Origin of the sequence: Metabacillus sp. FJAT-52054 (genome assembly GCF_037201815.1) — a bacterium.
Taxonomy (GTDB): Bacteria; Bacillota; Bacilli; order Bacillales; family Bacillaceae; genus Metabacillus_B; species Metabacillus_B sediminis.
The window spans coordinates 175,088-197,985 of sequence record NZ_CP147407.1; the positions used below are offsets into that span (position 1 = coordinate 175,088).

The following is a 22,898-nucleotide window of genomic DNA, read 5'->3' on the forward strand; positions in this document are numbered from 1 at the left end:
CTGCGCTTGCGTAGATAGAGAACATCAAGTCTGAAAACATCTGTTTTCAGCTCTAACGAAGATAACGTCTGTTATCAGGTTAAGTTAGAAAGGGCGCACGGTGGATGCCTTGGCACTAGGAGCCGATGAAGGACGGTACGAACACCGATATGCTTCGGGGAGCTGTAAGTAAGCGTTGATCCGGAGATTTCCGAATGGGGAAACCCGCTGCTCGTAATGGAGCAGCATCCTGATCTGAATACATAGGATCTGGAAGGCAGACCCGGGGAACTGAAACATCTAAGTACCCGGAGGAAGAGAAAGCAATAGCGATTCCCTGAGTAGCGGCGAGCGAAACGGGATTAGCCCAAACCAGAAGGCTTGCCTTCTGGGGTTGTAGGACACTCAACACGGAGTTACAAAGGAACGGGGTAGAAGAAGCGGTCTGGAAAGGCCCGCCAAAGAAGGTAACAGCCCTGTAGTCGAAACTTCGTTCCCTCCTGAGTGGATCCTGAGTACGGCGGGACACGAGAAATCCCGTCGGAAGCAGGGAGGACCATCTCCCAAGGCTAAATACTCCCTAGTGACCGATAGTGAACCAGTACCGTGAGGGAAAGGTGAAAAGCACCCCGGAAGGGGAGTGAAACAGATCCTGAAACCGTGTGCCTACAAGTAGTCAGAGCCCGTTAACGGGTGATGGCGTGCCTTTTGTAGAATGAACCGGCGAGTTACGATTACGTGCAAGGTTAAGTTGAAAAGACGGAGCCGCAGCGAAAGCGAGTCTGAATAGGGCGATTGAGTACGTGGTCGTAGACCCGAAACCAGGTGATCTACCCATGTCCAGGGTGAAGTTCAGGTAACACTGAATGGAGGCCCGAACCCACGCACGTTGAAAAGTGCGGGGATGAGGTGTGGGTAGCGGAGAAATTCCAATCGAACCTGGAGATAGCTGGTTCTCTCCGAAATAGCTTTAGGGCTAGCCTCATAGTGAGAGTCTTGGAGGTAGAGCACTGATTGGACTAGGGGCCCTCATCGGGTTACCGAATTCAGTCAAACTCCGAATGCCAAAGACTTATCTATGGGAGTCAGACTGCGAGTGATAAGATCCGTAGTCGAAAGGGAAACAGCCCAGACCACCAGCTAAGGTCCCCAAGTATCCGTTAAGTGGAAAAGGATGTGGGGTTGCTTAGACAACCAGGATGTTGGCTTAGAAGCAGCCACCATTTAAAGAGTGCGTAATAGCTCACTGGTCGAGTGACCCTGCGCCGAAAATGTACCGGGGCTAAACGGATCACCGAAGCTGTGGACTGTTCTTACGAACAGTGGTAGGAGAGCGTTCTAAGGGCTGAGAAGCCAGACCGGAAGGACTGGTGGAGCGCTTAGAAGTGAGAATGCCGGTATGAGTAGCGAAAGAGGGGTGAGAATCCCCTCCACCGAATGCCTAAGGTTTCCTGAGGAAGGCTCGTCCGCTCAGGGTTAGTCGGGACCTAAGCCGAGGCCGAAAGGCGTAGGCGATGGACAACAGGTTGAGATTCCTGTACCACCTCTTTTCCGTTTGAGCAATGGAGGGACGCAGGAGGATAGGGTAAGCGCGCTGTTGGATATGCGCGTCCAAGCAGGTAGGCTCAAGGGATAGGCAAATCCGTCCCTTGGTTAAGGCTGAGCTGTGATGGCGAGGGAAATGAAGTACCGAAGTTCCTGATTCCACACTGCCTAGAAAAGCTTCTAGCGAGGAAAATGGTGCCCGTACCGCAAACCGACACAGGTAGGCGAGGAGAGAATCCTAAGGTGATCGAGAGAACTCTCGTTAAGGAACTCGGCAAAATGACCCCGTAACTTCGGGAGAAGGGGTGCTCTTTAGGGTGAATAGCCTTGAAGAGCCGCAGTGAATAGGCCCAGGCGACTGTTTAGCAAAAACACAGGTCTCTGCGAAGCCGCAAGGCGAAGTATAGGGGCTGACGCCTGCCCGGTGCTGGAAGGTTAAGAGGAGAGGTTAGCGCAAGCGAAGCTTTGAATTGAAGCCCCAGTAAACGGCGGCCGTAACTATAACGGTCCTAAGGTAGCGAAATTCCTTGTCGGGTAAGTTCCGACCCGCACGAAAGGCGTAACGATCTGGGCACTGTCTCAACGAGAGACTCGGTGAAATTATAGTACCTGTGAAGATGCAGGTTACCCGCGACAGGACGGAAAGACCCCGTGGAGCTTTACTGCAGCCTGATATTGAATTTTGGCACAGCTTGTACAGGATAGGTAGGAGCCTTGGAAACCGGAGCGCCAGCTTCGGTGGAGGCATTGGTGGGATACTACCCTGGCTGTGTTGAACTTCTAACCCGCGGCCCTGATCGGGCCGGGAGACAGTGTCAGGCGGGCAGTTTGACTGGGGCGGTCGCCTCCTAAAATGTAACGGAGGCGCCCAAAGGTTCCCTCAGAATGGTTGGAAATCATTCGCAGAGTGTAAAGGCACAAGGGAGCTTGACTGCGAGACCTACAAGTCGAGCAGGGACGAAAGTCGGGCTTAGTGATCCGGTGGTTCCGCATGGAAGGGCCATCGCTCAACGGATAAAAGCTACCCCGGGGATAACAGGCTTATCTCCCCCAAGAGTCCACATCGACGGGGAGGTTTGGCACCTCGATGTCGGCTCATCGCATCCTGGGGCTGTAGTCGGTCCCAAGGGTTGGGCTGTTCGCCCATTAAAGCGGTACGCGAGCTGGGTTCAGAACGTCGTGAGACAGTTCGGTCCCTATCCGTCGCGGGCGCAGGAAATTTGAGAGGAGCTGTCCTTAGTACGAGAGGACCGGGATGGACGCACCGCTGGTGTACCAGTTGTCTTGCCAAAGGCATCGCTGGGTAGCTATGTGCGGACGGGATAAGTGCTGAAAGCATCTAAGCATGAAGCCCCCCTCAAGATGAGATTTCCCATCGCAAGAGTAAGACCCCTGAAAGATGATCAGGTTGATAGGTTCGAGGTGGAAGCGTGGTGACACGTGCAGCTGACGAATACTAATCGGTCGAGGACTTAACCTTTATTCAAGTAAGGCTGCTTTACTCGTGCAGCAATCGTTATCTAGTTTTGAAAGAGCAATCTTTCAACCACATATCTGGTAATTATGGCAGAGAGGTCACACCCGTTCCCATACCGAACACGGAAGTTAAGCTCTTTAGCGCCGATGGTAGTTGGGGGTTTCCCCCTGTGAGAGTAGGACGTTGCCAGGTTATATTGTTCCGCAGTAGCTCAGTGGTAGAGCTATCGGCTGTTAACCGATCGGTCGCAGGTTCGAGTCCTGCCTGCGGAGCCATGCTTCCATAGCTCAGTAGGTAGAGTGCTTCCATGGTAAGGAAGAGGTCACCGGTTCGAGCCCGGTTGGAAGCTTACAAAAAGTATTATATGGCCCGTTGGTCAAGCGGTTAAGACACCGCCCTTTCACGGCGGTAACACGGGTTCGAATCCCGTACGGGTCACCATTTACACAAGGACAAGCTACTAGGCTTAAAAGAGCGAAGCTCACCGGAAGCCAAAGCAGCAATCATTACCGTCCAATGTAAAGGGTTGGGAAGAGCAAGCAGTGCTAGGAACCGAAGGAGAGAACACCGGAGCGCACATGAGTGCATGAGGATGTGAACGACTGAAGGGTGACAACGCAATGCGCCGCTCATCACAAGCCGAAACTATATGGAGGATTAGCTCAGCTGGGAGAGCATCTGCCTTACAAGCAGAGGGTCGGCGGTTCGATCCCGTCATCCTCCACCATTACATATCTTAAAAGATTAGGGAAACCGAATCATATAGATGTATGAAAAAGACTACAAACATATATGCCGGTGTAGCTCAATTGGTAGAGCACGATCGAAATTGCTTCCTGGAATTACTTCAGCGCACAGATCGAGCAGCTTCTTGACTAAACATTCTGAGATCTGGGCGACCTTATCAAGCAGGAACGGCTTTATACCACAAATATTATATGCCGGTGTAGCTCAATTGGTAGAGCAACTGACTTGTAATCAGTAGGTTGGGGGTTCAAGTCCTCTTGCCGGCACTGTCTTTTCTTTTTGTGGAGGGGTAGCGAAGTGGCTAAACGCGGCGGACTGTAAATCCGCTCCTTAGGGTTCGGCAGTTCGAATCTGCCCCCCTCCACCATTTATCTTAATTATAATGTTTAAAACCGAATGGTTTGGACATGTTAATATAGTACGAATTTACATTATTGGGCTATAGCCAAGCGGTAAGGCAACGGACTTTGACTCCGTCATGCGTTGGTTCGAATCCAGCTAGCCCAGCCATCCGAGCCATTAGCTCAGTCGGTAGAGCATCTGACTTTTAATCAGAGGGTCGAAGGTTCGAGTCCTTCATGGCTCACCATTTACATTTTTATATGCGGGTGTGGCGGAATTGGCAGACGCACTAGACTTAGGATCTAGCGCCTTATGGCGTGGGGGTTCGACTCCCTTCACCCGCATCTTCATTACTTTTAAATCCAGATTCAGGGGCCTTAGCTCAGCTGGGAGAGCGCCTGCCTTGCACGCAGGAGGTCAGCGGTTCGATCCCGCTAGGCTCCACCAATTTCATATCAGCTACTGTTGTCTTTCACAAAGTGTAAGGCTTTTTTTGTGCGTTCATTTTCTTTATTCTGTGTGAATCTTCTGTATTTTTATACATATTTATGTCGAGTTGAGTCATAGGTCTTTTTCTATGTAAAATAAGAGGATAGAGAATAGAGGAGGAAGACAGATGGCTGCTGAAAAAATTAATATCATTGGTGTACCGATGGATTTAGGACAAACCAGACGGGGTGTCGATATGGGGCCTAGTGCCATCCGATACGCAGGCGTTGTAGAACGGCTGGAAAATCTCCATTTTACTATTGAAGATAGCGGAGACATAAAAATAGGCAAACGGGAAAAAGAGCTGGAAGAACCTTTATATAATTTAAAAAATTTGAAAGCGGTATCAGAAGCGAGCGAACTGCTGGCTTCAAAGGTTGATGAAGTGATTAAAACAGGTGCTTTTCCTTTAGTGCTTGGCGGAGACCACAGTATCGCGATTGGGACTCTTGCTGGACTGGCGAAAAACTATAAAAATCTTGGGGTTATTTGGTATGACGCTCACGGCGACTTAAACACAGCTGATACTTCCCCGTCAGGGAACATTCACGGCATGCCGCTCGCGGCAAGTTTAGGAATAGGCGATGAATCCTTAACTGGGATTGCAGGGTTCTCTCCAAAAATTAAGCCTGAGCATGTTGTCATCATCGGTGCCCGTTCCCTTGATGAGGGTGAAAGGGAACTGATTAAAGAAAAGGGAATCCGCGTTTACACCATGCATGAGGTTGACCGTCTTGGAATGGCCCGTATTATGGAAGAAACAATTGAATACTTGAAAGATCGTACGGACGGTGTTCATTTGTCGCTTGACCTTGACGGATTGGATCCGCATGACGCACCGGGTGTAGGAACACCCGTTATTGGCGGGATCAGCTATCGTGAAAGTCATTTAGCTATGGAGATGCTGGCTGAATCTGAAATGATAACGTCGGCTGAATTTGTAGAAGTTAACCCGATTTTGGATGAGAGAAACAAGACCGCATCGGTTGCCGTAGCCTTAATGGGCTCACTTTTTGGAGAAAAACTTTTATAACGGTTACGGGCTGTCCAGAGTCTATTCTAAGATAGCCCACTTGCTAATTTACTTAGATTTATCTCCGCAGCGGTGCGGGAGATGAGGCTTACTCTGTTTTTAAAGGGTGCCGCGTCATCTGTCCCGCTGTGGTGTATCATCCTTCCGCTTCAATCAGCATAACTCAAACTTTATACTAAAACGGGGAAACGCTTTAGAATGCGTCTCCCTGTTTTTAAGTGAATAAGACTTTAAACCGGAGACCCCCATACTCTTCTTACTTTAGGAACGGAGCCTTCAAATTCTAATAAATATACATCAGGGTTAGAAAGGGTTTTCCACTGTTCATAGCCAAATGCATCATCAAAGTGATTCAGGATCAATGAAATCATATTTCCATGAGAAACCATGGCAGCTGTGTGAAAAGGGCCATCCAGAAAAACCCAAATTGCCTCTAATCCTCTTGAAGATGCAGCCATACTTGATTCACCGCCTTCAAAGACGAGCGTTTTGTCCTGGAATGTCTGAGACAGTTTGTCCATCCAATCTTGAATGTTATGTTTGGAGAGAATTCTCTCAGCAAGTCTTTGGTCCAGTATAATCTCCAAATCGCTTTCCTGTGAAAACGGGAGGACAGAATCAATAGCCCTCTTAAACGGACTTGAGTAGAGAACATCAATGCTTTTACTCGCTAAAAAAGATGCTATGGAAGCTGCCTGTGCTTTTCCCTCATGTGTTAAATGAGCTTCTGCTTCTTGTCCAATTGCTTTACAATGGCGGATCAAATATATTATTTTCTTCACTCTATTCCCCCCTATATATAATTATTATCGAGAACTTCCTTATTTTTCAATTCCTTTTCGCGAAAGTTGTGTAACTTACCATCTACATATTGGCAATAATTTGTTAAACTGTTTTTATGTGAAAAAATGAAACCTTTTGGTTTTTAGAACGTATTCCTACAGACCCGTGAAAGAGAAGAGGGTAATATAGATGGAGACTATCATAAAGAAGAGGATAAAAGAGGTTATTAAGGGAGATCAAAATGCTTTTGCGGAAATTGTTGATCTCTATAAAGATAAGATCTATCAATTGTGTTACAGAATGCTTGGAAATGCTCATGAAGCCGAAGATATCGCTCAGGAAGCGTTTATAAGGGCATATGTAAACATTCACAGATACGACTTGGACAAAAAGTTTTCCACATGGCTTTACCGAATTGCTACGAATCTTTCCATAGACCGAATACGCAAGAAGAAGCCTGATTATTATTTAGATGCAGAAATAGCAGGAACAGAGGGCCTTACAATGTATTCTCAGGTTGCTGCAGACATTGCCCTTCCTGAAGAGGAAGTGGAGACCCTTGAGCTGCAGGAAACGATTCAAAAGGAAATTTTAAAGCTTCCGGATAAGTATCGTAGTGTGATCGTGCTGAAATATATAGACGAGCTATCCATTATCGAAATCAGTGAAATATTGGAGATCCCGGCCGGCACGGTTAAAACAAGGATACACAGGGGAAGGGAAGCACTCAGAAAACAGCTGAGGCATTTATAAAGTGAGGTGTAATAATAATGGCATGTACTGAACAAACGGTGTCATTGATGCATAAATATCTCGATCACGAGACGAATCAACAGGAAGAAGCGGAATTAAGAGAACATTTAAAGGCATGTAAAGTGTGTCATACACACTTTCAGGAGCTCAAAAAAACGATTGCGCTCGTACAAAGCACTTCCCATGTCGCTGTTCCCGATGATTTTACATCACGGGTAATGGCCAATCTGCCGAAGGAAAAAAGAAGAATCGGCGCCGGCAGATGGTTTAAGGCACATCCGCTGCTAATCGCAGCCTCTTTATTTGTAGTCTTGATGAGCGGAAGTCTTGTATCAGCTTGGTCGAGCGACCATCAATTCAGTGTAACGAAAAATCCTAAGCTTATTGTACAGAATAACACGGTCACTGTACCTGAGGGAGAAGTAGTAGAAGGCGATATAACCGTCCGAAACGGAACTCTTCAAGTAGACGGGAAGGTAAAAGGGAATGTAACGGTTATTAACGGTGAAGAATATACCGCGGCGGCCGGTGAAGTGACAGGGGATATTAGTGAAGTCAACGAACTCTTTGGCTGGCTCTGGTATAAAATGAAATCCTTCGGCAGCGAAGTGGTCGATGTATTCCAATAGGGAGCCGTCAGGTTTTTTTCAAATCCTCCAATAGAAGCGGATAAAATCAGATATAATAAGGCAAAGGTCATCTTTTAGGGTGGCCTTTTGGTTTCTTTATTTACTGAAAAAATTTTGTGCTATAATGGGGTAGTTGGTGACAGCACCATATGTCCTCCTATAGCTGCTGACAGAGGCTTTGGGCATACATAAATACAATCTGTCCTAGTCTTTAGGATATTACAATTTAATTGAACTTGATGGAGGAAACGAGTATGGCATTTGAAGACATATCTGTACTTAGGTACTTAGGCACTGCCATTGATATTCTCCTGGTTTGGTTCGTCATATATAAACTGATTATGGTAATTAGAGGAACAAAAGCCGTCCAGCTTCTTAAAGGGATTATTGTGATTCTGCTAGTTAAAACAATAAGCGGATTTTTGGGACTCAATACAATCTTCTGGTTAATGGATCAAGCTATATCATGGGGATTTATCGCGATCATTGTCATTTTTCAGCCTGAGCTTAGGAGAGCGCTGGAACAGCTCGGACGAGGAAGGCTGTTCTCAAAGAGTGCTTTTCCTGAAGAGGATGAAGGAGTTAAACTTACAGACGACATAACCAAGGCTACTTCTTATATGGCGAAGCGCCGTATTGGAGCACTCATGACCATCGAACGGGAAACAGGAATGGGTGATTATATTGAAACGGGAATTCCTATGAATGCCAATGTTTCATCTGAACTGCTAATCAACGTGTTTATTCCGAATACCCCGCTTCATGATGGTGCCGTGATTATTAGAGGCAGCCAGATAGCAGCAGCTGCCTGCTATCTTCCGCTATCAGAAAGCCCGCTCATTTCAAAGGAACTTGGAACAAGGCACCGGGCAGCTGTTGGCATCAGTGAGGTTACAGACAGTATCACGATCATTGTTTCTGAAGAAACCGGCAGTATTTCGGCAGCACGAAATGGCGAGCTTCATCGGAACCTGGATGAGGATGCGCTGAAAAACATTTTATCTTCTAACTCAAACAAGCAAGCGCGGACCCGGTCTGCTTCCTCAAGCCGCTGGCAATGGAGGGGGAAGAAGAATGGATAAACTGATGAATAACACATGGTTTATGAGAATCATCGCTCTATTAATTGCACTGATGATTTATCTTTCTGTTAATCCGGATACTTCGAGAAACACGAATCGGGTCAGCAATGATGAACCGCAAAGCAGTCAAATTTTCCCGAAGCCGCCTGGTACGAGTAATAATAATCAGCCAGCGCCTAATGAATCTTCCGCTACCCTTGAGAATGTTGAGCTGAAAGCAGAAACAGGCAATGACAATTATGTAGTGTCCGGTCTACCTGATACTGTTTCCGTTGACATTACAGGTCCAACGAGCCAGGTCACAATTGCGAAACAGCGCAGAAATGTTGAGGTTTATGCAGATTTAAGCGGCTTTGAACCAGGGGAGCATGAAGTGGATTTAAAATACAGAAACCTGGACAGTTCGTTAAAAGTTGGAATTAATCCAGGATCTGTGAAAGTAAAGATTGATGAAAAAACAACAAAAGAGTTTCCAGTAGAAGCTTCTTTTATAAATGAGGAACAGATCGCAGAAGGCTATAAGCCGGGTGAGCCTGTTTTAAATCCGAAAACGGTTAAAGTAACAGCCTCAAAAGCTGTTATCAAGCAAATTTCGTATGTACGAGCCAGGGTGAACCTGCAGGATGCAGATCAGGATCTAAAGCAGCAGGCCCAAGTCATCGTGTATGACAAGGCAGGCAATATTCTGCCGGTTGAAGCTCTGCCAAGGACCATCGAAGTTTCCGTTCCAATTCAGAGCCCAAGCAAAACACTGCCCGTGGAGCTGAATCAGACTGGGGAACCGCCGGAGGGCGTGACCATTCGCTCGATCAGCATTTCTCCCAGTGAGGTAACGGCATACGGACCTGAAAATATTTTAGAGGGTTTAAAGGAAATTAAGGGTCCTGATTTAGATTTAACCAAGATCAAAGAAGACAGTGTGGTTGAATTGGGTCTTCCGCTGCCCGAAGGAGTAAAAGAACTTTCACAGCAGAAGGTACAAGTAAAAATAGATGTAGATAAAGAAGGGGAGAAAGTGCTGAAAGGCATCCCTATTGAAACAGCGGGACTGGATGAAGGAAAGTCAATTGAATACCTTGACCCATCGGCACAAGCATTTGATATTACGGTAACAGGACTGGAAGAACAGCTGAAAAAGGTATCCTCCAAGGATTTTCAGCTGGTGGTCAATGCATCCGGCCTGGAGGATGGGGAGCAAACAATTAAGGTTGAGGTAAAGGGACCGAATGATGTGAAATGGTCATTACCCCAAGAGGAAGCAACAATTCGAATTTCGGGAACTCAATCTTGAGGAACAGAAAAAAGGAGCGATTCTAACATGGGTAAGTATTTTGGAACAGATGGAGTAAGAGGAGTAGCGAACAGCGAGCTGACGCCGGAACTGGCTTTTAAAATCGGCCGTTTTGGCGGATATGTCCTTACTAAGGATAAAGATCGTCCAAAGGTATTAATTGGCCGTGATACACGTGTATCCGGACATATGCTGGAAGGAGCACTTGTTGCCGGACTTCTTTCCATTGGAGCAGAGGTTATGCGTTTGGGCGTTATTTCTACTCCAGGTGTTTCTTATTTAACCAAAGCTTTAGGAGCTCAGGCGGGTGTTATGATTTCTGCCTCTCACAATCCGGTTCAGGATAACGGAATCAAGTTTTTTGGACCAGACGGCTTTAAGCTTGTGGATGAACAGGAGCTTGAAATTGAAGGGCTCATGGATCAGGCGGAGGATCACCTTCCAAGACCTGTGGGAGCGGAACTTGGACAGGTTAACGACTATTTCGAAGGCGGTCAGAAGTACCTTCAATTCCTTAAACAGACGGTTGATGAAGAATTTGCCGGCATCCATGTAGCTCTGGATTGCGCACATGGTGCAACCTCATCCCTTGCAACTCATTTGTTTGCTGATCTTGAAGCGGATGTTTCAACGATGGGAACTTCTCCAAATGGATTGAACATAAACGATGGTGTAGGCTCTACACACCCTGAAGCCATGGCTGCTTTTGTTCTGGAAAAAGGTGCTGATATCGGACTTGCATTCGATGGAGACGGAGACCGTTTAATTGCAGTAGATGAAAAAGGAAATATCGTGGATGGCGATCAGATCATGTTTATCTGTGCCAAATACTTGAAAGATCAAGGTCAGCTGAATCAGGATACCGTTGTATCGACCGTTATGAGTAACCTTGGTTTCTATAAAGGCCTGGAAGCAGCAGGAATTCAAAGTATCCAAACGGCTGTTGGCGATCGTTATGTAGTAGAAGAAATGAAGAAGAATCAGTTTAATTTGGGCGGAGAGCAATCAGGCCATATTATCTTCCTTGACTACAACACAACAGGTGATGGTCTTCTCACAGCTATTCAGCTAGTGAATATTTTGAAATCAACCGGCAAAACCCTTTCTGAGCTTGCTGATGAAATGACGAAATTCCCTCAGCTTCTGATCAATGTCAGAGTATCAGATAAGCATCACGTAACAGATAATGCAAAAGTGAAAGCTGTTATTGAAGAGGTAGAGAAGGAAATGGATGGAAACGGAAGAATACTTGTTCGTCCTTCCGGAACAGAGCCTCTTGTCCGCGTAATGGCAGAAGCACCGACTGAAGAGCTTTGCCGTCAATACGTAGAACGCATCGTAGCCGTTGTTAAAGATGAAATGGGTATCGAATAACTTACATAGAATTCGAGGAAAACGGGGCCTTAGGGGCCTCTTTTTTTTATATTTATAATGACCTTTATGTGATGATTTGAGCATTTAATTTTTTCTTCCGGCTGTGATGATTTTCCCTTGAAAAGGAAAAAAGAAGTATGTGAAATCCATCTTTTTTAGAGATATTGGTTAGAAAATCTTTCAAACAGGGTAAATGTCATCTTGCATCTATCCTTAACAAGACATCCTTTAGCAACATATACTAAAGGGGTCGGAGGGTAAAGAGCAAGCCGTGGGGAAATATTAGGATTGACGGTTTTCTCCGATGTATTGTAATATAAACCTTGTGTTTCGCTTTATGAACCCGGGCAATGAGTAAAGTGAAATACGGAGCAGCACAAAGCGCCTGAACTAAGCACGGACGACCCATCGCTTAGTTGACGAGGAGGAGGTTTATCGATGAATCGGCGGATACCTCCCGGCTGTACGATAGCAGCCGCAAGTCTTTCTTTAAAACAGCGGGGCAACCCGTTGGACAAAGAGAGGGACACTAATCGAATCCTATAGAATAAAACATCTAACATGTGTGAGGGGACAGTGAAGGTCCCCAAAGTTGCGGCGTTCCTGTCCCCTTCGCAGAAGCGGGAGGAAAACGATTATGTGTGGTATTGTAGGTTACATTGGACTGAATGACTCGAAAGAAATTTTGCTTAAAGGTTTGGAAAAGCTTGAGTACCGCGGATACGATTCTGCAGGAATCGCTCTTTCCAACGAAGAAGGCGTAACGGTATTTAAGGAAAAAGGACGTATCGCAGATCTTCGTTCCATCGTGGATTCAAGTGTGATTGCACCGGTTGGAATCGGTCACACACGCTGGGCTACACATGGTGAACCGAGCCGTGTAAACGCGCATCCGCACCAAAGTGCATCTTCACGTCTGACTTTGGTTCATAACGGAGTAATTGAAAACTACGTTCAGCTTAAAAAAGATTACCTTCAGGATGTGGAGCTTCAAAGTGAAACAGACACTGAGGTAGTCGTACAGGTGATCGAAAAAATGATGGAAAAAGGCGCAAGCGTGGAAGAAGCTTTCCGCCAGACTCTTTCCGTTCTAAAAGGATCTTACGCTATCGGATTGCTTGATAACCAAGATCCAAATACAATTTATGTAGCAAAAAACAAAAGCCCGCTTCTAGTTGGACTTGGAGAAGACTTCAATGTTATTGCTTCTGATGCAATGGCGATGCTTCAAGTGACAAACCAGTATGTTGAGCTTATGGATAAAGAAATGGTTATCGTGACTCGTGAGCAGGCAGTCATTAAAACGCTAACTGGCGAAGTCGTTGAACGTGCTCCTTACACAGCAGAAATCGACGCAAGCGATATAGAAAAAGGAACATACCCTCACTACATGTTGAAAGAAACCGACGAGCAGCCGCTTGTATTGCGGAAAATCGTTCAAAAATATCAAAATGAAGACGGCAAGCTGACAATTGATCAAAACATCGTTGATGCAATCGACGAAGCTGACCGTATTTATATTGTGGCATGCGGAACAAGCTACCATGCAGGTCTTGTTGGAAAACAGTTCATTGAAAGATGGGCAAAAACACCAGTAGAAGTGCATGTGGCAAGCGAATTCTCTTACAACATGCCTTTGCTTTCCGAAAAGCCGCTATTCCTTTTCATCTCCCAAAGCGGAGAAACAGCGGACAGCCGTGCCGTTCTTGTGCAAATTAAAGAACTTGGCTACAAAGCATTGACGCTGACAAACGTACAAGGCTCTACGCTTTCCCGTGAAGCTGATTTCACCCTTCTTCTTCATGCAGGCCCTGAAATTGCAGTAGCTTCTACAAAAGCATACACAGCCCAGCTGGCGGTTCTAGCCATTACAGCTGCTGTTACAGCAGAAATGAAAGGCCACGAACTTGAGCTGGATCTTGTGAAAGAGCTTGGTATCGCTGCTAACGCAATGGAAGCCCTTTGCGACCAAAAAGAAGAGATGGAGTACATCGCACGCGAGTACCTGTCTACAACACGCAACGCCTTCTTCATCGGCCGTGCAGTTGACTATTATGTAGGTCTTGAAGGCGCATTGAAACTGAAAGAAATCTCCTACATCCAGGCAGAAGGTTTTGCCGGAGGAGAGCTTAAACACGGAACAATCGCATTGATCGAACAAGGCACACCGGTTATCGCTCTAGCTACACAAGAACACGTGAACTTGAGCATTCGCGGAAACGTGAAGGAAGTTGCTGCCCGTGGAGCAAACCCTTGCATCATTTCCGGAAAAGGACTTGAGCAGGAAGACGACCGTTTCGTCCTTCCAGAAGTACATGAAGCCCTTTCACCGCTTGCTTCCGTTATTCCTCTTCAGCTGATCGCTTACTATGCTGCTCTGCATAGAGGCTGTGACGTGGATAAGCCGCGTAATTTGGCGAAGAGTGTGACGGTTGAATAATAGCTGGCAAAGATAATCCATGAAAAACAACCCCCATACATTTTGATTAGTTCTTATCAAAATGTATGGGGGTTTTCTATTTATAATCAAACTTTATTTTAAATGATCAGAATCAAAGCAAAGGCTCACCCTTTTAGATTATAGTTATCTAAAGGGGTGTTTTTATCTGCGTCCCTTAAAAGAGTCAGATGTATGGACAATACGAAGAGCCAGGAAATGAGATATTTGGCCGGCACTAAACAGTAAATACTTTTTTATGGCCACGCTTAAAACGAGTGCAAAAACGGGAATATGGATGAAAAGAGTGAGTGATCGCCAGTCATCGCAGAGCTGATAGGATAACCAGTACATAAATAAACAAAGAAAGTGAGTATACCATGACTTTTGTTTCTTTAGATCAAGTAATGAAAGAAGAAGCTCACCGGATTATCTTAAAGAATGTAGATTTAGTTATTGGTGAGTCCTCGCATATCGGGATAAAGATGTCCAATGAAGAAAGTGTCATGCTGTTTGATTTGATAACAGGGAGAATTCCTCCTTCCAGCGGCCATATCTATAGAGAGACAGAATCGATTTTTTCGCAAATGAAAGATGAGGGCTTATATGATTCGCTAACCGTTCAAAGCTACCTGAAATTTTTTAAGGAGCTTGCAGATTATCCGGACCCTTTGGAGGAATCCATTGCTGCCTTTTCTCTGCTGGATGTGTGGGGTACGAAAATCAAAAAATTGACAGATGACCAGAAAAGAAGGGTCAGCTTATTTCGAATGTCTTTGTTTTCTCCTGATGTGCTGCTAATTGAAAATCCGTTAGATAACTTATCGGGTGAAGGAATTGAGCTTTATTTAAAAGCGGTTGAACATGTCCGCTCCGGTATCACGGCAACGGTCATCACCTCTAATTCAATCGAAGATTTATTGCTGTTAACCAGCGAGATCTACCGCTATAATCAAGCAGCGGGTCTGGAAAAAACCGATCTTTTCGCCGAAGAGACGGATGACATACTCATGCAAAAGAAAGAGAGTGAAGCATTTAAGCCGAACCGTGTTTTCAAAGTAACATGTAAATTAGCGGATAAGACCATTTTTTTCAGTCCGGATGAGATCGATTATATTGAAAGCGTCAACAGTGTCAGCCATTTGCGCATTAATGAGGAATACTTCCCTACAGACTTGACTATGAATGACCTCGAAGAGAAACTACATACATTCGGCTTTTTCAGATGCCACCGGTCATATTTAGTGAACCTGCAGCGGGTTTCAGAATTGATTAGCTATTCAAAGAACAGCTACACGCTGATTTTAAAAGGTCATCCAAATGTAAAGGTTCCTCTTTCCAGAACCCGTTTAGAAGAAATGAAGCAATTACTTGATTTTTAGCGTACAGGTGAGGCAGAAATGAGTACATTTCAGCCTTTTTTTGCTGCATTTGAGCTTCTTACAGTACTGTTCAGCGGACTTTTACGACTTTCCCCTTGATCAGTACTAAACTGTAAAACAGATGGGAAGCTTCATCAAACGCCCAACTTTTTTTTAAGGGAGTGGAGTAAATGGAAAGACATACAGTGATTGATGCTGAACAGTTATCCAAGCAGTTCAAAAACGAACCGGCATTAAAAAAACTTAGTTTCTCAGTCCAATCTGGTGAAATATTTGGATTTCTGGGCCCCTCTGGATCAGGGAAAACAACCACGATTAAAATACTAACCGGACAATTGGCGCAAACTTCAGGAAAAGCAACGGTATTAGGAAAACCCATCGAACAAATAAACGAAAGCATTTACGAACAAGTCGGCATTGTTACAGATAACAGTGGATTATATGAAAGAATGACCGTTTACAGCAACTTGAAGCTGTTCGCCAGGATTTTAGGAGTAGAGATGGAACGGATTGATGTTCTTCTGAAAAGAGTGGGGCTGTTCGGGCATAAAAATAAAATTGCCGGTAAGCTTTCGAAGGGAATGACTCAGCGGCTGGTTCTGGCCAGAGCCATCTTGCATGAGCCAAAGGTGCTCTTCTTGGATGAACCGACGAGCGGTTTAGACCCGAGTACAGCTACATCTGTACACGAATTGCTGCTGGAGCTGAAAGAATCGGGGACGGCCATTTTTCTTACGACCCACAACATGGACGAGGCGGCTAAACTATGTGATCAAATTGCTCTTCTTCATAATGGGGTAATAGTAGAGCATGGAGCCCCTAAAGCGCTGTGCCTCAAGTACAATCGGAATAAACAGTATCAGATTCGATTAGAGGACGAGCGGGAATTTATGCTGCCTCACTCTGAGGAAACAGGGGAAAAGATCCAGCAGTGGATAGCCGCTGGCGAGCTTGTTACGATTCATTCCAATGAACCGACATTAGAAAAAGTGTTCCTGGAACTGACGGGGAGGGAATTGCTTTGAGGATTTCAGTAAAAAAAGTCAGAGCCATCACGGCTATGAAATTTCAGACGCTGCTGAATAATACGGGAGTCATGTTAGGGCCGATTCTCGCTTTGGGATTTGTATTTGTCATTAAAAATATTATGCCGGATGTAGATGTAAACAATGAAGGAGTATCCTTTTCAACGAATGCATTCGCCCTGAGCTTCGGGATTATTTTCAACATCGCCATAGCTGGAATCTCTATGAGCAGTGCTCCATTAGCAGAAGAAAAGGAAAAGAACACATTGAGAGTACTCATGACGTCCTCTGTAAATGGCCTGGAGTACTTGATAGGGACACTGTTGCCTCCTTTTCTGCTGTTAATCCTGGTCAATCTGCTGATGATTCCTGTGAGCGGGTCTTCATTTGGGAACATCCCATTTGGAACCTTCTTCATCATGACAACTGCAGCGAGCCTGATCAGCCTGATCATAGGGTATATTATTGGAATTTTCTCAAAAAACCAGGCGCAGGCTTCCTTATTGAGCATGCCGATCACCTTGCTTTTGACTTCCGTACCTGCAGTGAAGCTTTTCCAGGAGGATTTGTCCGCCATATTGGACTATACCTACACAGGGGTGCTGACAAACTATGTGAACGGTATCGTTTCTGAGAGCGGCTATATATGGAATGCCACCGACATTAGTGTCCTCATCGGCTGGCTGGCTGCTGCATTAGGGATTTTTGTTTACGCCTATAAGAAAAACGGGTTGGATCGTTAAGGTACTGGTTGTTCTTGCGGAAATGATCATTAAAGGAGGTGATTATTCATGTTTGGTAAAAAACGGAAAAGCGTTTCGATGAAAAGATGGTCCAAAATTATCAGCACGGCCTGATTTATATTCTCGTTGACCGTCAAACAGGAGTAAACTATTTGCATACATGGAACCCACAGGGCAGCGGACTCACCCCCCTGCTTGATGAGAAAGGTGAACCAATAGTGGAAATGATAGAGGATGCTGATAAGTAATCCCAGATCAATGGAACGGGTCTTTATGATTCGTTCTTTTTTAGTTCCTGAAATAAAAGGACTGGCATAAACATATACAAAATTGAATTTCCATATTTTTAATCAGGTATAAGCTTTGGAGGTTTCGTATTTCTTTGATAAAGTGAAGAGAAAGATTACGATCAAGCTGCAGGGGAGATTCCATGAACACGATTAAAATGATTAAAATGATCCTGTTGGTTTCAATTGGATCAATAGCCTTGGTGATTGGGACTGCAGGAACGTTCCTTCCTGTTCTGCCAGGAGGTCCTTTTTACTTAATCGCTGCCTTTTGCTTTGCGAAAAGTTCAAAGAGAATTGACCGCTGGTTTAAGGATACCTGGGTTTATAAAAAATACGTTCTGGCATTCCTGCAGAAAAAAGGGATGAGCCTGGCGGAGAAAATCAGGATCAATGTGATAGCGGATTTTTTTATATTGGTTTCTGTGTTATATGTGGACATTCTTTTAGTGAGAATTTTGCTGATTGTTCTTGCTTTATATAAACATTATTATTTTATTTATAAAATTAAGACGCTCCACCCGGGGGATCGCGAGGCTTCAAAGAAGTCTGAATCCATGTGAAGCAGCGGTGGCGGCGGAGTAATAAAGTTGAATACAAAGCGAAGGGGGAGCGGTCAGAGCTCTCTTTTTTTTGTTTACCCATGATGAGGAAATACTTTCTTATGCAGATCATAATTATTTATCAGCATGATGTACAAAACTTTATCATAAACTTTTCCTCAGTCCTGTTTTTTTAAACAAGCGTTTGTTTAAATTCGTTTTGCTGCCTACGCTTTAAAGTAATTCAGGCTAAAATATTTCCGCCGCTAATAATTTTCCGCAAAAGACATAACCTATACAAGATATTCCTCCGAATATCAAGGCACTAGATCCTAACTACGAGGTGATTAGCGAATGAGTTACCGAGACCAGTTAGACCAGCATTCAGCCCAGTTTCATCATAATTGGACAAGGCCAAAGCGTTCGAAATCGCAGGTGTGCGGTCATACCGAGATGTCGCAGACCAACATCATTTTGCGAAGCAATGCCAAAGCCCATCGCTGGTAAGGAAATAGCGTTATGATAGAAGGATTGGAAATCGGCAAGACAGAGGAAGGCCTGGAGTTCAATCCAGGTCTTCTTTTTGTTCGCCCTTCTTTTTATAACTGCTGTTATAATGAAAAGAACAAAAGCAAAGTGGGGAGGTTGTTTTTTTGCTTCATGCATGTCTTAGAGTGGAGGAAGGGCACGGTTTTGCTCAGGGCGCCTTCATCCCGTTTAAGCGAAACAGAATGCTGATTGGACGGTTGTCTGAAGGAAATCATCTGGACGTGCATTTCTCCAATCCGTACATATCCAGAAAACATGCGGTCATTCAATGCGAAAATGGAACCTATACCATTACCAACCTAAAAAGCAAGCACGGTGTAGAAGTGAACGGTCTTTCCCTAGAGCCGCTTCAGCAGATTCCGTTGGGGGATCAGGACTTTATCTCCCTTGCGAAAGGGGCAGTAAAGCTGACCTTTATTAATCAGTGTGAAGACGGGCTTGAAACAACAAAGGACCTGATCTGCCCTGAACGGCATGTGCTTAAGATCTGCAGAGAAAAGCGCTTAGTCCTGATCCAGGGGCAACCGTTGCGGCTTAACGGAAAGTATATGGAGCTGTTGCTTTTCCTGGAGGAACATTGTGATAAAGTGGTCAGTTATGATGAAATAAAAAAACGAATTTGGCCTGAAAGATTTTCAGATAACAGCGGGATGGTTCATGAGGTTGGGCAGGAAGAGCTGAGTGCGCTCGTTTACCGGCTCCGTAAAAAGCTCGGCAAATTCGGCAAAAAGATTGTTACGGCACCAGGAGCAGGGTATATGCTTGAAAAATAATTAACTGAAAATTAAGAATTTTATTAGATGAATTCTATTTTCTTTCTATGTTTTTACAGATTTCCGGCTGATAGAATGAGGCTGTAAAAACAAAAGAGGAGGAAGAGGAGAATGAAAAAGTTCAAAAAGCAAATGATTTTTGCTGCTTTGGCAGCAGCAGTGATTCTGGCAATATGGGTGAAACCTGACGCTGAAGCACTTGCTGTTAAGGAGGAGATCAGAAAGCTTGAGGCAGAAGAGTTTTTTGCCTCTCATCCGGGGACATTTGTTCTTCACGAAGTAAAAAAAGACCGGACCTTTGTTTTCAACGAAAGTCGTGCAAAGGAAAGAACGGCTCCAGAATCTACTTTTAAGGTTCCGAACGCTCTGATTGGCCTTCAAACGAAAGCCGTTGAGGATGAGTACGACATCAAATACTGGGATGGAGTGGAACGGGAGATTCCTGTATGGAATCAGGATCATACATTAGGTTCAGGAATGAGATATTCGGTGGTGTGGTACTATCAGGCGATGGCCCGGGATATCGGAGAGCAAAGGATGAAAGAGTGGGTAGACAAAATCTCTTATGGTAATAAGGATATCAGCGGTGGAATTGACCAGTTCTGGCTGAACAGCACTCTTAAAATATCACCGCTGGAGCAGACTGAATTTATGGAATCGCTGTACAAGGAAGAACTGCCTTTCGATGCTGCCGTGATGAATACAGTAAAACGGATGATGGTTCAGGAAGAAGGTAAGCATTACACGATTTATGCAAAAACCGGACAAGGGGCAGGAAAGGGCTGGTATGTGGGAATCATCGAATCTGGAAAGAGTACCTATACGTTTGCTGCCCATATTGATGGAACCTCAGCGGAAGCAAAAAAGATAACGAGAAGCATTTTGCAGAAATATAAGCTGATTACGAATTAAATCTATTAGTAAAAGCATTTGTAATTGATGGAATCCTGAAAATGGGTCCGGTTTTCCGGGCCTTTTTTGATGTAGAGTCATACATATGGGCACGAAGCAGGGGATGATGTATTAACGAGTGTGGCTGGTGTGGTAAAAGAAATCTTGGGAGACAAGGAAATAGCGGGCCGTTATGGGGGAGAAGAATTTATTATTTGTATACCGGATGCCTCTCTTGAGGATGCCTATCATCTTGCCAATACCATTCGGGGAAAAGTATCGGAGTGCGGTATAAAGGCTGGTGATAAGGAAATTCGTGTAACATCTAGCTTCGGGATTTCTTCGCTTCAAGCAATGCCGGGGGAATCCATTAAAAAGCTGGTGCGGGAAGCAGATGGCGCTCTGTATGCAGCCAAAAGAAAGGGGAGAAATTGCGTGAAAATATTCGAGCAGGCGATTTGAGCGGACAATCGAGCTCATGGCTTCATGCCTGTTTATCCAAATAAAAAACCTGATCAGGATGGATCAGGCCGTATCAGGTGTCTTAATTTTTCACTGCAGATGTATCATCATTACTCGATAGAACCGTATCTTTTTCTTCTTCTTCCTCATCAGAAGCGCTGCTGTTTTTTTCACGGCCCGTGTATTCTTCTTCTTCCTTGTCTTCATTTTCGTCTTCGTCTTCGTACTTGCTCATTTTTGCTTCAAGCTCTTTCATTTGCTCCTGCAGTCTCTTCTTTTCTTCTTTTAATGAATTGTAATCTTCGTTTTCCTCATCTTCGTTTTCGTCATCAGAATCGTAGCTGTTATCATCCTGATCATTTGTGTTCTCTTCATAGTCACTTTCGTCGTACTCTTCATCCTCAGAGCTCATTTCCTGTTCATCTTCATTTTCAGGGAATTCGTTGTCCTCTTTTTTGCGTTTTTTCATGAAATTCAGTTTGCCGATGGCCTTTTTGGATTTTTCTCCAACGCCTTTGAAGCGGTCAAGCTTGCTTGTCACATCTTCCATGTCTGCGTTTATGCCGGCGTTTTTAAGAGCTTCATTTCCCATAAGAGACAGAAGTTTTTTGCTGCGTTCAGGTGTGGCAAAATAGCCGACTGTTGCTCCTAAGATTCCCCCGGCCACTGTGCGTTTCACCGTACCGCCTTTGAACATATCTTTTGCAAGTTTTGATTTATTCATTGTTTTTCGCCTCCGTGAGCTATTAGGTATATCATTTATTCAAAAGAGAAGGTCTTTTTCCAAGACCTCTTAGAACGAAACTTCATCCTGATTAGTTACGATTAATAGTACTTTTCCTTTATCCAATTCTTCTTCCAGTTCCTCGGCTTTTTTTGTGTCAAAGCCGATTTTTTGCATCTTAACGACGAGTTTGTCGTCTTTGCTTCTGAATATATTTTTTGTAGCCGTTCCTAGACCGGTCACCTTTACGCCTACCTTATTGGCGTCTGTTTCCTTTCTTGAACGTCTTACATGGTCATTGTCATGGGAAAGGATATAAATATCCTCATCGCGCACCCCGTCTTTGCGAATTTTATCAATGGATTCTTTTAAATGTTCGTCATTATGGAATAACTTGAATTTCGGACTCATATATATCGCCTCCTGAAAAAGAGTTTCCCCAATGCCAGGAACATAAACCAATAAAAGAGGTATTCCCAATACTTTAATAAAATATGAGTGAAAAGTCCTTTGTTTTGGCAGGAAGGTCCTGTCAATTTAGGAAGATTTAGCGGAAGCAGAAAAAGGGGCCGTCCATAAAGTAAGTTTTCAAAACGTCTATCGCATTTTAAATTGGATTGGTTTTGGCGGATTTCCGCTGCAGGATGCTTGCTTATCCTTGGGCGGGCGGTGAGCCTCCGCGGCGCAAGCGCCTGTGGGGTCTCATCTGTCCCGCTGCTCTCAGCACGGAGTCGCGCACCTTCCGCTCCAATCACAGCCTGAACAATAAGTGTTCAAAAGTACATATGTAAAAACCAAAACCCTATTAATTCTCACACAAAAGCGTTCAGGGGGTTTTAGTTTCAATCATTTCCTCTCTGCAGGGCTTATTAGACAGCCCCTTTTCTTGAACAAGTTCTATCTGGCTCCCCAATAATGAGGCGGCTGAAAATAGTCAATCGAAGCGGTTCTTTCCTCTCCTGTACAGTCTTCATAAGGTCCGATATACGTACTGGGCCTGACGGGCTCTGTTACCTGCTTCCATTCGTTTTCGCTGATACAATACGTTTGTGACATGATGCTTGCCGGAGTGAATTTCAGGATGTCGGAGCCGAGGACCACTTCGGGGTTCGATGCGTTAAAGATGGCAAGAAGATGTGTGTGATCCTCTATAGCTTGTTCATAGTGCCACCATCCTTGGGGGACATTAGCGACTTGCTGAGGGGAGATTCGATAGGTAAGGAGCTGCTTTGTAAAGGGATTTAAAATGGAAACGTCAGCAGAGCCTGATATGCAGTAGACGAGTTCCGCTGCATTTTGGTGGTAGTGCGGTTCTACGAGGTTCCCTTTGCTCAAGAAGATATCAAGCAGGGATGTCTTAATGGTGTTCAGCTGTTTAGATCCCATAATGGTAATGTAGTTTTCATCGTTCTTTTTAAAAAGGAAGCTATTGTGCATGTCAAACGCAAACTGCATTGAAGCCTGGCTCTCGTACATCATTTGTCCCCTCCTGACAAAACCTCTCTGAAGACAGAATATGTACATTCGCCCAGATTGGTTCCTGAACAAAAGTTTTGACA

At 44.7% G+C, this 22,898-nt stretch carries 18 protein-coding genes, 10 tRNA genes, 2 rRNA genes and 2 pseudogenes; 28 read left to right on the top strand and 4 right to left on the bottom strand.

Features of this window, described 5'->3' with window-relative positions:
- Positions 1-77: 77 nt before the first annotated feature.
- The 13 genes from WCV65_RS00975 (at position 78) to rocF (ending at position 5,612) form a co-directional block, all read left to right on the top strand.
- Positions 78-3,004: ribosomal RNA gene (locus WCV65_RS00975) — 23S ribosomal RNA — on the top strand.
- 73 nt (positions 3,005-3,077) lie between these two features.
- Positions 3,078-3,193: ribosomal RNA gene (rrf, locus tag WCV65_RS00980) — 5S ribosomal RNA — on the top strand.
- An 8-nt stretch (positions 3,194-3,201) separates the two neighbouring features.
- A tRNA-Asn gene (locus tag WCV65_RS00985) sits at positions 3,202-3,276 on the top strand.
- A gap of 1 nt (position 3,277) precedes the next feature.
- Positions 3,278-3,350: transfer RNA gene (locus WCV65_RS00990), tRNA-Thr, on the top strand.
- Positions 3,351-3,367: 17 nt separating this feature from the next.
- A tRNA-Glu gene (locus WCV65_RS00995) sits at positions 3,368-3,442 on the top strand.
- Positions 3,443-3,652: 210 nt separating this feature from the next.
- Positions 3,653-3,728 (top strand) — tRNA-Val (locus WCV65_RS01000).
- 213 nt (positions 3,729-3,941) lie between these two features.
- A tRNA-Thr gene (locus WCV65_RS01005) sits at positions 3,942-4,014 on the top strand.
- A gap of 17 nt (positions 4,015-4,031) precedes the next feature.
- Positions 4,032-4,115 (top strand) — tRNA-Tyr (locus WCV65_RS01010).
- Positions 4,116-4,183: 68 nt separating this feature from the next.
- Positions 4,184-4,258: transfer RNA gene (locus tag WCV65_RS01015), tRNA-Gln, on the top strand.
- A 3-nt stretch (positions 4,259-4,261) separates the two neighbouring features.
- Positions 4,262-4,337: transfer RNA gene (locus WCV65_RS01020), tRNA-Lys, on the top strand.
- Positions 4,338-4,352: 15 nt separating this feature from the next.
- A tRNA-Leu gene (locus WCV65_RS01025) sits at positions 4,353-4,434 on the top strand.
- 27 nt (positions 4,435-4,461) lie between these two features.
- Positions 4,462-4,537: transfer RNA gene (locus tag WCV65_RS01030), tRNA-Ala, on the top strand.
- A 169-nt stretch (positions 4,538-4,706) separates the two neighbouring features.
- Positions 4,707-5,612, top strand: a complete 906-nt coding sequence (gene rocF / locus WCV65_RS01035) for an arginase (protein WP_035410149.1) — start codon at positions 4,707-4,709, stop codon at positions 5,610-5,612.
- 230 nt (positions 5,613-5,842) lie between these two features.
- Here the strand turns inward: rocF and WCV65_RS01040 are convergent, their stop codons facing one another.
- The gene (locus WCV65_RS01040; protein ID WP_338779376.1) at positions 5,843-6,394 is read right to left on the bottom strand and encodes a histidine phosphatase family protein; all 552 of its coding nucleotides are present in this window, start codon (positions 6,392-6,394) and stop codon (positions 5,843-5,845) included.
- 190 nt (positions 6,395-6,584) lie between these two features.
- Here WCV65_RS01040 and sigW point away from each other — a divergent pair, with 190 nt between their 5' ends.
- From sigW to WCV65_RS01115, 15 genes and pseudogenes are all read left to right on the top strand, one after another.
- A complete protein-coding gene (gene sigW / locus WCV65_RS01045) occupies positions 6,585-7,148 on the top strand; it encodes an RNA polymerase sigma factor SigW (RefSeq protein WP_035410144.1) in 564 nt (187 codons plus the stop codon).
- A 17-nt stretch (positions 7,149-7,165) separates the two neighbouring features.
- Positions 7,166-7,777 carry an anti-sigma factor gene (locus tag WCV65_RS01050; RefSeq protein WP_035410142.1) on the top strand — a complete coding sequence of 204 codons (612 nt, stop codon included), beginning with the start codon at positions 7,166-7,168 and terminating at the stop codon, positions 7,775-7,777.
- Positions 7,778-8,031: 254 nt separating this feature from the next.
- A complete protein-coding gene (cdaA, locus tag WCV65_RS01055) occupies positions 8,032-8,859 on the top strand; it encodes a diadenylate cyclase CdaA (protein ID WP_035410140.1) in 828 nt (275 codons plus the stop codon).
- On the top strand, positions 8,852-10,150 hold the full coding sequence (locus tag WCV65_RS01060; RefSeq protein WP_338779377.1) for a CdaR family protein: 1,299 nt from the start codon (positions 8,852-8,854) through the stop codon (positions 10,148-10,150). Before cdaA ends, WCV65_RS01060 begins: the two co-directional genes overlap by 8 nt.
- A 27-nt stretch (positions 10,151-10,177) precedes the next feature.
- Positions 10,178-11,524 carry a phosphoglucosamine mutase gene (gene glmM / locus WCV65_RS01065; protein WP_338779378.1) on the top strand — a complete coding sequence of 449 codons (1,347 nt, stop codon included), beginning with the start codon at positions 10,178-10,180 and terminating at the stop codon, positions 11,522-11,524.
- Positions 11,525-12,161: 637 nt separating this feature from the next.
- A complete protein-coding gene (gene glmS, locus WCV65_RS01070) occupies positions 12,162-13,964 on the top strand; it encodes a glutamine--fructose-6-phosphate transaminase (isomerizing) (RefSeq protein ID WP_035410135.1) in 1,803 nt (600 codons plus the stop codon).
- Between the two features lie 377 nt (positions 13,965-14,341).
- Positions 14,342-15,343, top strand: a complete 1,002-nt coding sequence (locus WCV65_RS01075; RefSeq protein WP_338779379.1) for a LytTR family transcriptional regulator DNA-binding domain-containing protein — start codon at positions 14,342-14,344, stop codon at positions 15,341-15,343.
- A gap of 170 nt (positions 15,344-15,513) precedes the next feature.
- A complete protein-coding gene (locus WCV65_RS01080) occupies positions 15,514-16,368 on the top strand; it encodes an ABC transporter ATP-binding protein (RefSeq protein WP_338779380.1) in 855 nt (284 codons plus the stop codon).
- The gene (locus tag WCV65_RS01085) at positions 16,365-17,111 is read left to right on the top strand and encodes an ABC transporter permease (RefSeq protein WP_338779381.1); all 747 of its coding nucleotides are present in this window, start codon (positions 16,365-16,367) and stop codon (positions 17,109-17,111) included. The genes WCV65_RS01080 and WCV65_RS01085 overlap by 4 nt, the downstream gene beginning before the upstream one ends.
- Positions 17,112-17,194: 83 nt before the next feature.
- Positions 17,195-17,359 (top strand): annotated as a pseudogene (locus WCV65_RS01090) (DUF6440 family protein); the annotation flags it as partial.
- A gap of 182 nt (positions 17,360-17,541) precedes the next feature.
- On the top strand, positions 17,542-17,961 hold the full coding sequence (locus tag WCV65_RS01095) for a YbaN family protein (RefSeq protein WP_338779382.1): 420 nt from the start codon (positions 17,542-17,544) through the stop codon (positions 17,959-17,961).
- 333 nt (positions 17,962-18,294) lie between these two features.
- Positions 18,295-18,447, top strand: a complete 153-nt coding sequence (locus WCV65_RS01100; protein ID WP_082883884.1) for a YpzG family protein — start codon at positions 18,295-18,297, stop codon at positions 18,445-18,447.
- Positions 18,448-18,593: 146 nt separating this feature from the next.
- Entirely contained in the window at positions 18,594-19,262 is a 669-nt protein-coding gene (locus WCV65_RS01105; RefSeq protein WP_338779383.1) for an FHA domain-containing protein, read from the top strand.
- Positions 19,263-19,373: 111 nt separating this feature from the next.
- Entirely contained in the window at positions 19,374-20,174 is an 801-nt protein-coding gene (blaOXA, locus tag WCV65_RS01110) for a class D beta-lactamase (protein ID WP_338779385.1), read from the top strand.
- Between the two features lie 93 nt (positions 20,175-20,267).
- Positions 20,268-20,615 (top strand): annotated as a pseudogene (locus WCV65_RS01115) (GGDEF domain-containing protein); the annotation flags it as partial.
- A gap of 82 nt (positions 20,616-20,697) precedes the next feature.
- Here WCV65_RS01115 and gvpT read toward each other — a convergent pair.
- The 3 genes from gvpT to WCV65_RS01130 all read right to left on the bottom strand — a co-directional run bounded on the left by gvpT (position 20,698) and on the right by WCV65_RS01130 (position 22,818).
- Positions 20,698-21,339, bottom strand: a complete 642-nt coding sequence (gvpT, locus tag WCV65_RS01120) for a GvpT/GvpP family gas vesicle accessory protein (RefSeq protein ID WP_338779387.1) — start codon at positions 21,337-21,339, stop codon at positions 20,698-20,700.
- Between the two features lie 69 nt (positions 21,340-21,408).
- Positions 21,409-21,750 (bottom strand): general stress protein, encoded by a 342-nt coding sequence (locus WCV65_RS01125; RefSeq protein ID WP_035410116.1) that lies wholly within the window; start codon positions 21,748-21,750, stop codon positions 21,409-21,411.
- A 486-nt stretch (positions 21,751-22,236) separates the two neighbouring features.
- Positions 22,237-22,818 (bottom strand): cupin domain-containing protein, encoded by a 582-nt coding sequence (locus WCV65_RS01130; RefSeq protein ID WP_338779389.1) that lies wholly within the window; start codon positions 22,816-22,818, stop codon positions 22,237-22,239.
- Between the last annotated feature and the right edge of the window lie 80 nt (positions 22,819-22,898).

Bases quoted from the DNA above. Each gene is read 5' to 3' on its own strand.
- WCV65_RS01130 (WP_338779389.1), bottom strand. From the start codon at position 22,818: ATGATGTACGAGAGCCAGGCTTCAATGCAGTTTGCGTTTGACATGCAC.
- WCV65_RS01050 (WP_035410142.1), top strand. From the start codon at position 7,166: ATGGCATGTACTGAACAAACGGTGTCATTGATGCATAAATATCTCGAT.
- cdaA (WP_035410140.1), top strand. From the start codon at position 8,032: ATGGCATTTGAAGACATATCTGTACTTAGGTACTTAGGCACTGCCATT.
- WCV65_RS01100 (WP_082883884.1), top strand. From the start codon at position 18,295: ATGAGTTACCGAGACCAGTTAGACCAGCATTCAGCCCAGTTTCATCAT.
- sigW (WP_035410144.1), top strand. From the start codon at position 6,585: ATGGAGACTATCATAAAGAAGAGGATAAAAGAGGTTATTAAGGGAGAT.
- WCV65_RS01125 (WP_035410116.1), bottom strand. From the start codon at position 21,750: ATGAGTCCGAAATTCAAGTTATTCCATAATGACGAACATTTAAAAGAA.
- blaOXA (WP_338779385.1), top strand. From the start codon at position 19,374: ATGAAAAAGTTCAAAAAGCAAATGATTTTTGCTGCTTTGGCAGCAGCA.
- gvpT (WP_338779387.1), bottom strand. From the start codon at position 21,339: ATGAATAAATCAAAACTTGCAAAAGATATGTTCAAAGGCGGTACGGTG.
- WCV65_RS01095 (WP_338779382.1), top strand. From the start codon at position 17,542: ATGAACACGATTAAAATGATTAAAATGATCCTGTTGGTTTCAATTGGA.
- glmM (WP_338779378.1), top strand. From the start codon at position 10,178: ATGGGTAAGTATTTTGGAACAGATGGAGTAAGAGGAGTAGCGAACAGC.
- WCV65_RS01080 (WP_338779380.1), top strand. From the start codon at position 15,514: ATGGAAAGACATACAGTGATTGATGCTGAACAGTTATCCAAGCAGTTC.
- glmS (WP_035410135.1), top strand. From the start codon at position 12,162: ATGTGTGGTATTGTAGGTTACATTGGACTGAATGACTCGAAAGAAATT.
- WCV65_RS01075 (WP_338779379.1), top strand. From the start codon at position 14,342: ATGACTTTTGTTTCTTTAGATCAAGTAATGAAAGAAGAAGCTCACCGG.
- WCV65_RS01060 (WP_338779377.1), top strand. From the start codon at position 8,852: ATGGATAAACTGATGAATAACACATGGTTTATGAGAATCATCGCTCTA.
- rocF (WP_035410149.1), top strand. From the start codon at position 4,707: ATGGCTGCTGAAAAAATTAATATCATTGGTGTACCGATGGATTTAGGA.